At 69.3% G+C, this 13,039-nt stretch carries 13 protein-coding genes; 12 read left to right on the forward strand and 1 reads right to left on the reverse strand.

The genetic code is table 11. The features are described from left to right. Positions 1-128 precede the first annotated feature (128 nt). From pyrR to pyrF, 7 genes are read left to right on the forward strand one after another with little or no spacing between them, the layout of a single operon-like run. Positions 129-701, forward strand: a complete 573-nt coding sequence (gene pyrR, locus A5760_RS24515) for a bifunctional pyr operon transcriptional regulator/uracil phosphoribosyltransferase PyrR (RefSeq protein ID WP_064885686.1) — start codon at positions 129-131, stop codon at positions 699-701. Then, positions 698-1,669 carry an aspartate carbamoyltransferase catalytic subunit gene (locus A5760_RS24520; RefSeq protein WP_064885688.1) on the forward strand — a complete coding sequence of 324 codons (972 nt, stop codon included), beginning with the start codon at positions 698-700 and terminating at the stop codon, positions 1,667-1,669. Before pyrR ends, A5760_RS24520 begins: the two co-directional genes overlap by 4 nt. Continuing rightward, a complete protein-coding gene (locus A5760_RS24525; protein ID WP_064885690.1) occupies positions 1,666-2,970 on the forward strand; it encodes a dihydroorotase in 1,305 nt (434 codons plus the stop codon). The genes A5760_RS24520 and A5760_RS24525 overlap by 4 nt, the downstream gene beginning before the upstream one ends. Continuing rightward, entirely contained in the window at positions 2,967-3,467 is a 501-nt protein-coding gene (locus A5760_RS24530; RefSeq protein ID WP_064885692.1) for a hypothetical protein, read from the forward strand. The genes A5760_RS24525 and A5760_RS24530 overlap by 4 nt, the downstream gene beginning before the upstream one ends. Then, complete coding sequence (gene carA / locus A5760_RS24535; RefSeq protein ID WP_064885694.1) at positions 3,464-4,585, forward strand: glutamine-hydrolyzing carbamoyl-phosphate synthase small subunit; 1,122 nt, start codon at positions 3,464-3,466, stop codon at positions 4,583-4,585. The genes A5760_RS24530 and carA overlap by 4 nt, the downstream gene beginning before the upstream one ends. Beyond that, a complete protein-coding gene (gene carB, locus A5760_RS24540) occupies positions 4,585-7,959 on the forward strand; it encodes a carbamoyl-phosphate synthase large subunit (RefSeq protein WP_064885696.1) in 3,375 nt (1,124 codons plus the stop codon). Before carA ends, carB begins: the two co-directional genes overlap by 1 nt. Next, positions 7,956-8,780, forward strand: a complete 825-nt coding sequence (gene pyrF, locus A5760_RS24545; RefSeq protein ID WP_064885698.1) for an orotidine-5'-phosphate decarboxylase — start codon at positions 7,956-7,958, stop codon at positions 8,778-8,780. Before carB ends, pyrF begins: the two co-directional genes overlap by 4 nt. 8 nt (positions 8,781-8,788) lie before the next feature. On the opposite strand, the gene A5760_RS24550 is transcribed toward pyrF, so the two are convergent. Next, complete coding sequence (locus A5760_RS24550; protein ID WP_064885700.1) at positions 8,789-9,211, reverse strand: TOBE domain-containing protein; 423 nt, start codon at positions 9,209-9,211, stop codon at positions 8,789-8,791. 964 nt (positions 9,212-10,175) lie between these two features. Here A5760_RS24550 and mihF point away from each other — a divergent pair. From mihF to A5760_RS27470, 5 genes are all read left to right on the forward strand, one after another. After that, complete coding sequence (gene mihF, locus A5760_RS24555; protein WP_007171927.1) at positions 10,176-10,490, forward strand: integration host factor, actinobacterial type; 315 nt, start codon at positions 10,176-10,178, stop codon at positions 10,488-10,490. Between the two features lie 34 nt (positions 10,491-10,524). Further along, positions 10,525-11,196, forward strand: a complete 672-nt coding sequence (gene gmk, locus A5760_RS24560) for a guanylate kinase (protein ID WP_155764460.1) — start codon at positions 10,525-10,527, stop codon at positions 11,194-11,196. Between the two features lie 67 nt (positions 11,197-11,263). Further along, on the forward strand, positions 11,264-11,590 hold the full coding sequence (rpoZ, locus tag A5760_RS24565) for a DNA-directed RNA polymerase subunit omega (RefSeq protein ID WP_007774376.1): 327 nt from the start codon (positions 11,264-11,266) through the stop codon (positions 11,588-11,590). Between the two features lie 21 nt (positions 11,591-11,611). Continuing rightward, positions 11,612-12,877, forward strand: a complete 1,266-nt coding sequence (gene coaBC, locus A5760_RS24570; RefSeq protein ID WP_064885703.1) for a bifunctional phosphopantothenoylcysteine decarboxylase/phosphopantothenate--cysteine ligase CoaBC — start codon at positions 11,612-11,614, stop codon at positions 12,875-12,877. 98 nt (positions 12,878-12,975) lie between these two features. Continuing rightward, the coding region (locus tag A5760_RS27470) for a hypothetical protein (RefSeq protein WP_155764202.1) at positions 12,976-13,039 on the forward strand (64 nt) is incomplete at its 3' end.

Genomic DNA, 13,039 nt, shown 5'->3' on the forward strand with positions numbered 1-13,039 from the left:
GCAAGTGAGGGACGACGGGCGCCACACCTGCCTGGCGGCGTCGCGCTCGAAATTAGTGCTACGCTGCCTCGCAGTCGACATCCTTTAACGATCCGTCCGGCGAGGCGGAGAAGGAGGTCAAGTTTCGTATGGGTGCTGCGGGCGACACCGGCTTAGGCAGCGATTCCCGGGAGTTGATGTCGGCGGCCGATGTGGGCCGCACCATTTCCCGCATTGCGCATCAGATCATCGAAAAGACCGCACTGGACGGTCCCGACGCGCCACGGGTGGTGCTGCTCGGCATCCCGACCCGCGGTGTGATCCTCGCCGATCGGCTCGCCACCAACATCGGCGAATACAGCGGCGTCGAGGTCGGCCACGGTGCCCTGGACATCACCCTCTACCGCGACGATCTGATGCAGAAACCGCCACGGCCGCTGGAAGCCACCTCGATTCCGGCCGGCGGCATCGACGACGCGTTGGTGATCCTGGTCGACGACGTCTTGTACTCCGGTCGCTCGGTCCGTTCCGCGCTGGACGCGCTGCGCGACGTGGGCCGGCCGCGGGTGGTGCAGCTGGCCGTGCTGGTCGACCGCGGCCACCGCGAATTGCCGCTACGCGCCGACTATGTGGGCAAGAACGTTCCCACCTCACGCGGCGAGAGCGTGCACGTGCTGCTGAGCGAGAACGACGGTGACGACGGGGTGGTGATCTCACGATGACGCGCCATCTGCTGGCGGCCGGCGACCTGAGCCGAGATGACGCCACGGCCATCCTCGACGACGCCGACCGGTTCGCACAGGCGCTGGTGGGTCGCGAGATCAAGAAGCTGCCGACGCTGCGCGGCCGCACCATCGTCACGATGTTCTACGAGAACTCGACGCGCACCCGGGTGTCTTTCGAGGTGGCCGGCAAGTGGATGAGCGCCGACGTGATCAATGTCAGCGCGTCCGGATCGTCGGTGGGCAAGGGGGAGTCGCTGCGCGACACCGCGTTCACGCTGCGCGCCGCCGGCGCCGACGCGCTGATCATCCGGCACCCGGCCTCCGGCGCCGCGCACCTGCTCGCCGAGTGGACATCGGCGGCGAACGCCTCCGGAGACAACGGGGGGCCGTCGGTGATCAACGCCGGTGACGGCACCCACGAGCACCCGACCCAGGCCCTGTTGGACGCGCTGACCATCCGCCAGCGCCTCGGCGGCATCGAGGGCCGTCGCATCGTGATCGTCGGCGACATCCTGCACAGCCGGGTGGCCCGCTCCAACGTGATGCTGCTGGACACCCTGGGCGCCGAGGTGGTCCTGGTCGCGCCGCCGACGCTGCTGCCGGTCGGCGTCGAGGGCTGGCCGGTCACCGTGTCCAACGACTTCGACGCCGAGCTGCCCGCCGCCGACGCGGTGCTGATGCTGCGGGTGCAGGCCGAGCGGATGAACGGCGGGTTCTTCCCCTCGGTGCGCGAATACTCCTCGCTGTACGGGCTTTCCGATCGCCGCCAGGCGATGCTGCCCGGCCACGCCGTGGTGCTGCACCCGGGACCGATGCTGCGTGGCATGGAGATCGCCTCGTCGGTGGCCGACTCATCGCAATCGGCTGTGCTGCAACAGGTTTCCAACGGCGTCCACGTGCGGATGGCGGTGCTGTTCCACGTGCTGGTCGGCACCGAATTGGCCGGAGAAGAGGGTGCGGCGTGAGCGTGCTGCTGCGCGGGGTTCGGTTGTACGGCGAGGGCGATCGCGTCGACGTGCTGGTCGATGACGGCCAGATCGCCGACATCGGCCCCGGGTTGGGCGAGGCCGGAGGCGTCGAAAAGGACCTGGACGTGATCGACGCCACCGATCAGGTGCTGCTGCCCGGCCTGGTCGACCTGCACACCCATTTGCGCGAACCCGGACGCGAGTACGCCGAGGACATCGAAACCGGTTCGGCCGCAGCGGCTTTGGGGGGCTACACCGCGGTGTTCGCGATGGCCAACACCAACCCGGTCGCCGACAGCCCGGTGGTCACCGACCACGTGTGGCATCGAGGTCAGCAGGTCGGCCTGGTCGACGTGCACCCGGTCGGCGCCGTCACCGTCGGGCTCGCCGGCAAAGAGCTCACCGAGATGGGCATGATGGCGGCCGGGGCCGCGCAGGTGCGGATGTTCTCCGACGACGGCATCTGCGTGCACGACCCGCTGGTGATGCGCCGCGCCCTGGAATACGCCACCGGTCTGGGCGTGCTCATCGCCCAGCACGCCGAGGAGCCGCGGCTGACCGTCGGCGCCGTCGCCCACGAGGGACCCACCGCGGCCCGGCTGGGCCTGGCGGGCTGGCCCCGGGCAGCGGAGGAGTCGATCGTCGCCCGCGACGCGCTGCTGGCCCGCGACGCCGGCGCCCGGGTACACATCTGCCACGCCTCCACCGCGGGCACCGTCGAGATCGTGAAATGGGCTAAGGGGCAAGGGATCTCGATCACCGCCGAGGTCACCCCGCACCACCTGATGCTCGATGACAGCAGGCTGGCCGGTTACGACGGGCAAAACCGGGTGAACCCGCCGCTGCGCGAAGCGGCCGACGCGGTGGCGCTGCGCCGGGCGCTGGCCGACGGCGTCATCGACTGTGTGGCCACCGATCACGCCCCGCACGCCGAGCACGAGAAGTGCGTGGAGTTCTGCGCGGCGCGCCCGGGCATGCTGGGGTTGCAGACGGCGCTGTCGATCGTGGTGCAGACGATGGTCACGCCCGGCCTGTTGACCTGGCGGGACGTCGCCCGGGTGATGAGCGAAAACCCCGCCCGCATCGCGGGGCTGCCCGATCACGGCCGGCCGCTGGAGGTGGGGGAGCCGGCCAACCTTACGGTGGTGGACCCCACCACCTCGTGGACCGTCGCCGGATCCGACCTGGCCAGCCGGTCGGCCAACACGCCCTACGAGGAGATGACGCTGCCCGCCACCGTGACGGCCACGCTGCTGCGCGGCAAGGTCACCGCCCGAGACGGGAAGTCCCCGGCATGAATTCGGGCACGCTGGTGGGATCGCTGATCTTCGCGGCCGTGGTGGTGGTCGTGATCACGGTGGTGATCCAGCTGATGATGCGGACCTGGCACCGTCGCTCGCAGCGGCAGGCGGAGCTGATCGGGGCGTTGCCCGAGATCCCGGACCGGGTGGGGGCGGCGACCATCACCACCCGCGGGCACTATTGCGGCTCCATGATGGCGCCGGGCTGGAGTGAGCGGATCGCGGCCGGTGATCTGGGTTTCCGTAGCAGAGGGGTGCTGACCCGCTATGCGGGCGGCATCATGGTGGAACGCGTACGGGCCCAACCTATTTGGATCCCTCGGGACTCCATCGCGCACATCCGTATGGAGCGCAGAATGACTGGCCGGATCGGGATTCTGGCGATCCGCTGGCGGCTGCCGTCGGGCGTCGAGATCGACACCGGCTTCCGGGCGAACCGCCGTGACGAATACGACGGGTGGCTTGAATCCCAGCATCAGGAGGGAGCGGCGTGACCAAGGCACAGTTGGTACTCGAGGACGGGCGCGTCTTCACCGGCACGGCGTTCGGCAAGATCGGCCAAACATTGGGCGAGGCCGTGTTTTCCACCGGCATGTCCGGCTACCAGGAGACGCTGACCGATCCGAGTTACCACCGGCAGATCGTGGTGGCCACCGCGCCGCAGATCGGCAACACCGGCTGGAACGGCGAGGACGCCGAAAGCCGCGGCGACAAGATCTGGGTGGCCGGCTACGCGGTGCGCGATCCGTCGCCGCGCCCGTCCAACTGGCGGTCCACCGGCACCCTGGAGGACGAACTGGTCCGCCAGCAGATCGTGGGCATCGCCGGCATCGACACCCGCGCGGCGGTCCGGCATCTGCGCACCCGCGGCTCGATGAAGGCGGGCGTGTTCTCCGGTGAGGCGCTCGCCGATGCGGACGAACTGCTGGCGCGGGTGCGCGGGCAGCGGTCGATGCTGGGGGCCGACCTGGCCGGCGAGGTCAGCACGCCGGAGACCTACATCGTGGAACCCGAAGGGTCACCGCGGTTTACGGTGGCCGCGCTGGACCTGGGAATCAAAACCAACACGCCGCGCAACTTCGCCCGCCGCGGCGTCCGCACCCACGTGCTGGCCTCGTCGGCGACCTACGAGCAGATCGCCGACCTCGAGCCCGACGGCGTCTTCCTGTCCAACGGCCCGGGCGACCCCGCCACCGCCGACCACATCGTCGCGGTCACCCGCGAGGTGCTGGGTGCCGGAATCCCGTTGTTCGGCATCTGCTTCGGCAATCAGATCCTGGGCCGGGCGCTGGGGCTGTCCACCTACAAGATGGTGTTCGGCCACCGCGGCATCAACATCCCGGTAATCGACCACGCCACCGGGCGGGTGGCCGTCACCGCCCAAAACCACGGCTTCGCGCTCGAGGGCGAGGCCGGCCAGTCCTTCGACACGCCGTTCGGCCAAGCGATCGTCAGCCACACCTGCGCCAACGACGGAGTAGTCGAGGGCGTCAAACTCGCAGACGGGCAAGCCTTCTCGGTGCAGTACCACCCGGAGGCCGCGGCCGGACCGCACGACGCGGAGTATCTCTTCGACCAATTCATCGAGCTGATGTCAGGGGAGGGCCGCTAGTGCCACGTCGCACCGACCTCAACCACGTGCTGGTGATCGGCTCGGGGCCGATCGTCATCGGTCAGGCCTGCGAGTTCGACTACTCGGGGACCCAGGCCTGCCGGGTGCTGCGTGCGGAGGGGCTGCAGGTCAGCCTGGTCAACTCCAACCCGGCCACCATCATGACCGATCCGGAGTACGCCGACCACACCTACGTCGAGCCGATCACCGCCGCGTTCGTGGAGAAGGTGATCGCCCAGCAGGCCGAGCGGGGCAACAAGATCGACGCGCTGCTGGCCACCCTGGGCGGGCAGACCGCGCTGAACACCGCGGTCGCGCTGTACGAGAACGGGGCGCTGGAGCGCCACGGCGTCGAGCTCATCGGCGCCGACTTCGACGCCATCCAGCGCGGCGAGGACCGGCAGATGTTCAAGGACATCGTCGCCAAGGTCGGCGGTGAATCCGCCCGCAGCCGAGTGTGTTTCACCATGGAAGAGGTCCGCGAGACGGTCGAGGAGCTCGGCCTGCCGGTCGTGGTGCGGCCCAGCTTCACCATGGGCGGCCTGGGATCGGGGATGGCGCGATCCGTCGAGGAGGTGGACCGGATGGCCGGCGCCGGGCTGGCCGAAAGCCCCAGCGCCAACGTGTTGATCGAGGAATCGATTTACGGCTGGAAGGAATTCGAGCTCGAGCTGATGCGCGACGGCAACGACAACGTGGTCGTTGTGTGCTCGATCGAGAACTTCGACCCGATGGGCGTGCACACCGGTGACTCGGTCACCGTTGCGCCGGCGATGACGCTGACCGACCGGGAATACCAGCGAATGCGCGACCTGGGCATCGCGATCCTGCGCGAGGTCGGGGTGGACACCGGCGGCTGCAACATCCAGTTCGCGATCAACCCGGCCGACGGCCGGCTGATCGTCATCGAGATGAACCCCCGGGTGTCGCGGTCCAGCGCCCTGGCGTCCAAGGCGACCGGCTTCCCCATCGCCAAGATCGCCGCCAAGCTGGCCATCGGGTACACGCTCGACGAGATCGTCAACGACATCACCAAGGAAACGCCGGCCTGCTTCGAGCCCACCCTGGACTATGTGGTGGTCAAGGCGCCGCGCTTCGCGTTCGAGAAGTTCCCGGGCGCCGATCCCACGCTGACCACCACCATGAAATCCGTCGGCGAGGCGATGTCGTTGGGCCGCAACTTCGTTGAGGCACTCGGCAAGGTGATGCGGTCGCTGGAGACCAGCCGCGCCGGGTTCTGGACCAAACCCGACCCCGAGGGTGACGTCGACGAGGTGCTGACCCGGCTGCGGACGCCGACCGAGGGCCGGCTCTACGACATCGAACTGGCGCTGCGGCTGGGCGCGTCGGTGGAGCAGGTCGCCGAGGCCAGCGGCGTGGACCCGTGGTTCGTCGCGCAGATCGGCGAGCTGATCGAGCTGCGGGCGGAGCTGATCGCCGCCCCGGTGCTCGACGCCGACCTGCTGCGTCGCGGCAAGCACAGCGGGCTGTCGGACCGCCAGATCGCCGCGCTGCGGCCCGAACTGGCCGGCGAGAACGGGGTTCGGTCGCTGCGCGAGCGGCTCGGTGTGCACCCGGTGTACAAGACCGTCGACACCTGCGCGGCCGAGTTCGAGGCCAAGACGCCGTATCACTACAGCAGCTACGAGCTGGACCCCGCCGCCGAGACCGAGGTGGCGCCGCAAACCGAGAGGCCCAAGGTGCTGATCCTGGGGTCGGGTCCCAACCGCATCGGGCAGGGCATCGAGTTCGACTACAGCTGCGTGCACGCGGCAACGACGTTGTCGCAGGCTGGTTTTGAGACCGTGATGGTCAACTGCAACCCGGAGACGGTGTCCACTGACTACGACACCGCCGACAGGCTGTACTTCGAGCCGCTGACCTTCGAGGACGTCCTCGAGGTGTTCCGCGCCGAGCAGCAGTCGGCGGCAGGGGCCGGGCCCGGGAAAGGGGTCGTCGGGGTGATCGTGCAACTGGGCGGCCAGACCCCGCTCGGGCTGGCGCAGCGCCTGGCCGACGCGGGCGTGCCGATCGTCGGCACTCCGCCGGAGGCCATCGACCTGGCCGAGGACCGCGGCGCCTTCGGCGACGTGCTCACCGCGGCCGGCCTGCCGGCGCCGAAGTACGGCATGGCAACCACTTTCGCCCAGGCCCAGCGGATCGCCGAGGACATCGGCTACCCGGTGCTGGTGCGGCCGTCCTACGTGCTCGGCGGCCGGGGCATGGAGATCGTCTACGACGAGGAGACGCTGCGGGACTACATCACCCGCGCCACCGAGCTCTCACCCGAGCACCCGGTGCTCGTCGACCGCTTCCTCGAGGACGCGGTGGAGATCGACGTGGACGCGCTGTGCGACGGCACCGAGGTCTACATCGGCGGCATCATGGAGCACATCGAGGAGGCCGGCATCCACTCCGGCGACTCGGCGTGCGCGCTGCCGCCGGTGACGCTGGGCCGCAGCGACATCGAGAAGGTGCGCCGCGCGACCGAGGCCATCGCGCACGGCATCGGCGTGGTGGGCCTGCTCAACGTGCAGTACGCGCTCAAGGACGACGTGCTCTACGTCCTGGAGGCCAACCCGCGCGCCAGCCGCACGGTGCCGTTCGTGTCGAAGGCAACCGCGATCCCGCTTGCCAAGGCATGCGCCCGAGTCATGTTGGGCGCCAGCATTTCCCAGCTCCGCGAGGAGGGCATGCTGGCTGCGTCCGGCGACGGCGCCCACGCCGCGCAGAACGCCCCGATCGCGGTCAAGGAGGCCGTGCTGCCCTTCCACCGCTTCCGCCGCGCGGACGGTGCCGCCATCGACTCGCTGCTGGGCCCGGAGATGAAATCCACCGGCGAGGTGATGGGCATCGACCGCGACTTCGGCAGCGCCTTCGCCAAGAGCCAGACCGCCGCCTACGGGTCGCTGCCCGCCCAGGGCACCATCTTCGTGTCGGTGGCCAACCGGGACAAGCGCTCGCTGGTGTTCCCCGTCAAGCGGCTGGCCGACCTGGGATTCCGCGTCCTCGCTACCGAGGGAACCGCGGAGATGTTGCGCCGCAACGGGATTCCGTGCGACGAGGTGCGCAAGCATTTCGAGGACCCGCAGCCGGGTCGCCCCGAGACGTCGGCCGTCGACGTCATCAAGGCCGGTGAGGTCGACATGGTGATCAACACGCCCTACGGCAACTCCGGCCCGCGCATCGACGGCTACGAAATCCGTTCGGCCGCAGTATCGGTCAACATCCCCTGTGTCACCACGGTGCAGGGCGCCTCGGCCGCCGTGCAGGGCATCGAAGCGGGCATCCGCGGCGACATCGGCGTGCGTAGCCTGCAAGAACTGCACAGCCAGATCGGTCAGGGCGGTTCGACCGGTAACGGGGACCGGTGACCGGGTTCGGCGTCCGGCTGGCGGACGCGAAGGCGCAACGCGGGCCGCTGTGCGTGGGCATCGACCCGCATCCCGAGCTGCTGCGCGCCTGGGGCCTGCCCACGACCGCCGACGGCCTGGCGGCGTTCTGTGACATCTGCATCGACTCGCTTTCCGGATTCGCCGTCGTCAAACCGCAAGTCGCGTTCTTCGAGGCCTACGGCGCCGCGGGATTCGCGGTGCTGGAACGCACCATCGCGGCCCTGCGATCGGCCGGGGTGCTGGTGCTGGCCGACGCCAAACGCGGCGACATCGGCACGACGATGGCGGCCTATGCCGCCGCCTGGGCGGGTGATTCACCGCTGGCCGCCGACGCCGTGACGGCCACCCCGTACCTGGGCTTCGGCTCGCTGCGGCCGCTGCTGGAGACCGCCGCGGCGCACGACCGCGGGGTGTTCGTGCTGGCGGCCACGTCCAACCCCGAGGGCGCCACCGTGCAGCGTGCCGCCTTCGACGGCCGCACGGTGGCCCAGCTGGTCGTCGACCAGGCGGCGGTGGTGAACCGTTCCGCGACCCCGTCCGGACCGGGATATGTCGGCGTGGTCGTGGGCGCGACGGTGTTGCAGGCGCCCGACCTCAGCGCGCTGGGCGGTCCGGTGCTGGTGCCCGGGCTCGGCGTCCAGGGCGGGCGGCCGGAGGCCCTCGCCGGGCTGGGCGGCGCGGAACCCGGGCAGCTGCTGCCCGCGGTGGCCCGCGAGGTGCTGCGGGCCGGGCCGGGCGTGACGGAGCTGCGCGCGGCGGCCGATCGCATGCTGGACGCCGTCGCCTACCTGGCGGTATGAGTTGGCGTCTAGTCCGACGCCACCGCGGTGCTGGGCCGCGCGGTTTCGACGATGACGGTGGTGGCCTTGACGACGGCCACCGCGACGCTGCCGGGGCGCAGCTGCAGTTCGTCGGCGGCCTCGGTGCTCATCAGCGACACCACGGTGAACGGGCCGCACTGCATCTCCACCTGGGTCATCACCTTGTCGCTGACCACCGAGGTGACCAGCCCGACGAACCGGTTGCGGGCCGAGCTGCCGATGCTGAGCGGGTCCGCCGGCGGGGCGGGCGCATTGGTGCGGGAGAAGTGGGCGAGGTCCTCGCTCGCGATCACCTTGCGGCCGGCGGCGTCGTGACTGACCGCAAGTGTGCCCTGGTTGATCCAGCGCCGCACGGTGTCGTCGCTGACTCCAAGCAGCTCAGCTGCCTGGCGAATTCGCAGGTTGGACACTTCTCGATCGTATCGGATTCCGTGCCCCCGATTAGCTGAAATGAGGCGTGGGGGAGCCATCATCCCGCACTTACGGAACCCAGGCTAGCTTCAGTCCGCGTGTGCGGAAATAGACTCGGTAGATCGCCCGAATATCGCGGAAACGAGCGGCCGTCATCGCCCGCGGCGTCCGGGTGCGGCGCCGATCCCGGGCGCCGAACGACGCTGCGGCGCTTGATGGTTGGTGAAAGTTCACGATTTGTTCAGGTGAGTTGACCTTGATCACGTCCACCCCGGATCGGCCGCGGCGCACGCTCGGACGCCTACCGCCGAACGTGGGGTCGCCGCGACGCGAAAGCCTGCCGGGCCGGCGGATTCGACGACGAATCCCGGCGGCGATGTCATTGGTTGCTGGACGATCCGCGCGTGACCTGCGGAAGGCTGTCCGGGGCGGCCGCCGCGGGCCCGGGAGCTGGGCGGACGGCGAGGCGCGCGGACACCCCGGATTCGGGGCCACAAGGCCGCCTCGAGGCCCCCGCGGGGGCCGTCAGGACCGGGGCGCGGGCCGAACAGCGGTGTTGGCCTGGCGTTTGACCGGCGATGCGACACGCGCGACACGCCGCAAATAAATCCGTGATCCCTCGCACCGGGCGTGACGGCGGCCGGCCGGCGGCTTTCCGGACGGCCCGGCCGTCACTCCTGCCGCGGTCGCCGGGCGATAAAACCGCAGGTAGACGGCTTATTGACGAATCGAAACGGCGCTTGTGCCGACACCCGGACGGCGCTCGGCGCGGCCGTTGTGAACCCCGCCGGAAGCACCGCTTTGGCCGGCTACACGCCGGTGCATGCTGGGACTTTGCCCCCTTAAGCAGGGGGTCGGGTTAGATTTCGTCAGAAGGCCTGAGTACGGTCGTCTGCGCTGGCAGAAGTGCCGGCGAGACAAAATGAGATCGATTGAAATTGATTGATCAGATACGGAGGAATCGTGGCCCTTCCCCAGTTGACCGACGAGCAGCGCGCGGCCGCGTTGGAGAAGGCGGCTGCCGCACGTCGAGCGCGAGCAGAGCTCAAGGACCGCCTGAAGCGTGGCGGCACCAACCTGACCCAGGTCCTCAAGGACGCCGAGACCGATGAAGTCCTGGGCAAGATGAAGGTTTCCGCGCTTCTCGAGGCGTTGCCCAAGGTGGGCAAGGTCAAGGCGCAGGAGATCATGACTGAGCTGGAGATCGCCCCGACCCGCCGTCTGCGGGGTCTTGGCGATCGTCAGCGCAAGGCCCTGCTGGAAAAGTTCGGCTCCTAACCGAGCCGTGGGCGCACCGGCCCAAGGAGCGCCTGTGAGCGCCGGCGGGGGACCGGACGTCCAGCACGGGACACGTCCTGAACCATCAGGTAACGGACGTGTGGTCGTGCTGTCCGGTCCCTCCGCGGTCGGCAAGTCGACTGTGGTCCGATGCCTGCGTGAGCGGGTCCCGGACCTGCATTTCAGCGTCTCGGCCACGACGCGGGCGCCGCGGCCCGGCGAGGTCGACGGCGTCGATTACCACTTCGTCACCCCGGCCCGCTTCCAGCAGCTCATCGACGAGGGCGCGCTGCTGGAGTGGGCCGAAATCCACTCGGGCCTGCACCGATCCGGCACCCTGGCCGAGCCGGTCCGGGCCGCCACGGCCCGCGGATTCCCGGTGCTGATCGAGGTCGATCTGGCCGGGGCCCGGGCGGTCAAGAAGGCGATGCCCGAGGCCCTCGCGGTCTTCCTGGCGCCGCCCAGCTGGGAGGACCTCAGGGCCAGGCTCGTCGGCCGCGGCACCGAAACGCCGGAGGTCATGCAGCGGCGTCTGGAGACCGCCCGCGTCGAAATGGCGGCCCAAAATGACTTCGACCGGGTGGTCGTGAACACTGAATTGGAGTCAGCGTGCTCCGAATTGGTATCCTTGCTGGTGGGAACTGCGCCGGGCCGGCATGACCCGTCTGGCCAGTCCAGAAGCAGGACCACTTCCCAGCAAGATTGACCACCGAATTTTTCAAGTTTCTTTCAGCGGCGATGAGCCGCTCCAATCCGCCAGGAGATTGACCTAAGTGAGTATTCCGCAGTCCGACGCGGCATTGGCCGCCGTCCCCGACCGGTTCGATCCGTCCGCCGGGGGACCGGGCGCCTACGACACCCCGCTGGGCATCACCAACCCGCCCATCGACGAGCTGCTGGACCGCGTCTCGAGCAAGTACGCCCTGGTGATCTACGCCGCCAAGCGGGCCCGCCAGATCAACGACTACTACAACCAGCTCGGGGAGGGCATCCTCGAATACGTCGGTCCGCTGGTCGAGCCGGGGCTGCAGGAAAAGCCGCTTTCGATCGCGATGCGCGAGATCCACGGCGACCTCCTCGAGCACACCGAGGGCGAGTAACAGGGCCGGGCCGGGCGCGCTGTGGACAACCGCGATCGGGTCGCGAAAAGAGTAATCGTCGGCGTCTCCGGCGGTATCGCCGCCTATAAGGCGTGCACCGTCGTTCGTCAGCTCGCCGAGGCCGGTCATTCGGTCCGCGTCATCCCGACCGAGTCCGCGCTGCGTTTCGTCGGGGCCGCCACCTTCGAGGCGCTCTCCGGCCAGCCGGTGCACACCGGCGTCTTCAGCGACGTGCCGGAGGTGCCGCACGTCCAGCTCGGCAAGCAGGCCGACCTGGTCGTGGTGGCGCCGGCCACCGCCGATCTGCTGGCCCGGGCGGTACACGGCCGGGCCGACGATCTGCTGACCGCCACCCTGCTCACGGCGCGATGTCCGGTGCTGTTCGCGCCGGCCATGCACACCGAGATGTGGTTGCACCCGGCCACCGTCGACAACGTGGCCACGCTGCGCCGCCGGGGAGCGGTGGTGCTGGAACCCGCCGCCGGGCGGCTCACCGGGACGGACAGCGGCTCGGGCCGGCTACCGGAGGCCGAGGAGATCACCACGCTGGCTCATCTGCTGCTGGAACGCCAGGACGCGCTGCCCTACGACCTCGCCGGCTGCAAGGTGCTGGTGACGGCGGGGGGCACGCGTGAACCGGTCGACCCGGTGCGCTTCATCGGCAACCGCAGCTCCGGCAAGCAGGGCTATGCGGTGGCGCGGGTGGCCGCCCAGCGCGGCGCCGAGGTCACGCTGATCGCCGGGCACACCACCGGGCTGATCGACCCCGCCGGTGTAGAGGTGGTCCACGTCAGCTCCGCCGAGCAACTGGGCGACGCCGTCGCCAAGCACGCGGCCGAGGCGGACGTGCTGGTGATGGCCGCCGCCGTCGCCGACTTCCGGCCGGCCCGGGTTGCGGCCGCCAAGATCAAAAAGGGCCCGAAGGAGCAAGACCAGCCGCCGACGATCGAGTTGGTCCGCAACGACGACGTGCTGGCGGGTGCGGTGCGGGCGCGGACCAACGGCGAGCTGCCCAACATGCGCGCCATCGTGGGATTCGCGGCCGAGACCGGCGATGCCAACGGGGACGTGCTGTTTCACGCCCGGGCGAAGCTGCGCAACAAGGGCTGCGACCTGTTGGTCGTCAACGCGGTGGGCGACGGCCGGGCGTTCGAGGTGGACAGCAACGACGGTTGGCTGCTGGCGGCCGACGGTACCGAGTCGGCGCTGCAGCACGGCTCCAAGACATTGATGGCCAGTCGTATCGTGGATGCGATTGCCGCGTTCCTGCACGGGGACAGCGGATAGAACGGTCGAGTTCTTCTCGGCACCGGGGGCAGGTGCTGGCCGGGCCGACGCCAACCGATATAATTCGGTTAACTAACTAATTAGGAAGGATTGTCATTGTGAGCGAAAAGGGTCGCCTGTTTACCAGTGAGTCGGTGACTGAGGGACATCCCGACAAGATCG

The organism is Mycobacterium colombiense (genome assembly GCF_001665835.1).
Classification (GTDB): domain Bacteria; phylum Actinomycetota; class Actinomycetes; order Mycobacteriales; family Mycobacteriaceae; genus Mycobacterium; species Mycobacterium colombiense_A.

Bases quoted from the DNA above. Each gene is read 5' to 3' on its own strand.
- pyrR (WP_064885686.1), top strand. From the start codon at position 129: ATGGGTGCTGCGGGCGACACCGGCTTAGGCAGCGATTCCCGGGAGTTG.
- A5760_RS24520 (WP_064885688.1), top strand. From the start codon at position 698: ATGACGCGCCATCTGCTGGCGGCCGGCGACCTGAGCCGAGATGACGCC.
- A5760_RS24530 (WP_064885692.1), top strand. From the start codon at position 2,967: ATGAATTCGGGCACGCTGGTGGGATCGCTGATCTTCGCGGCCGTGGTG.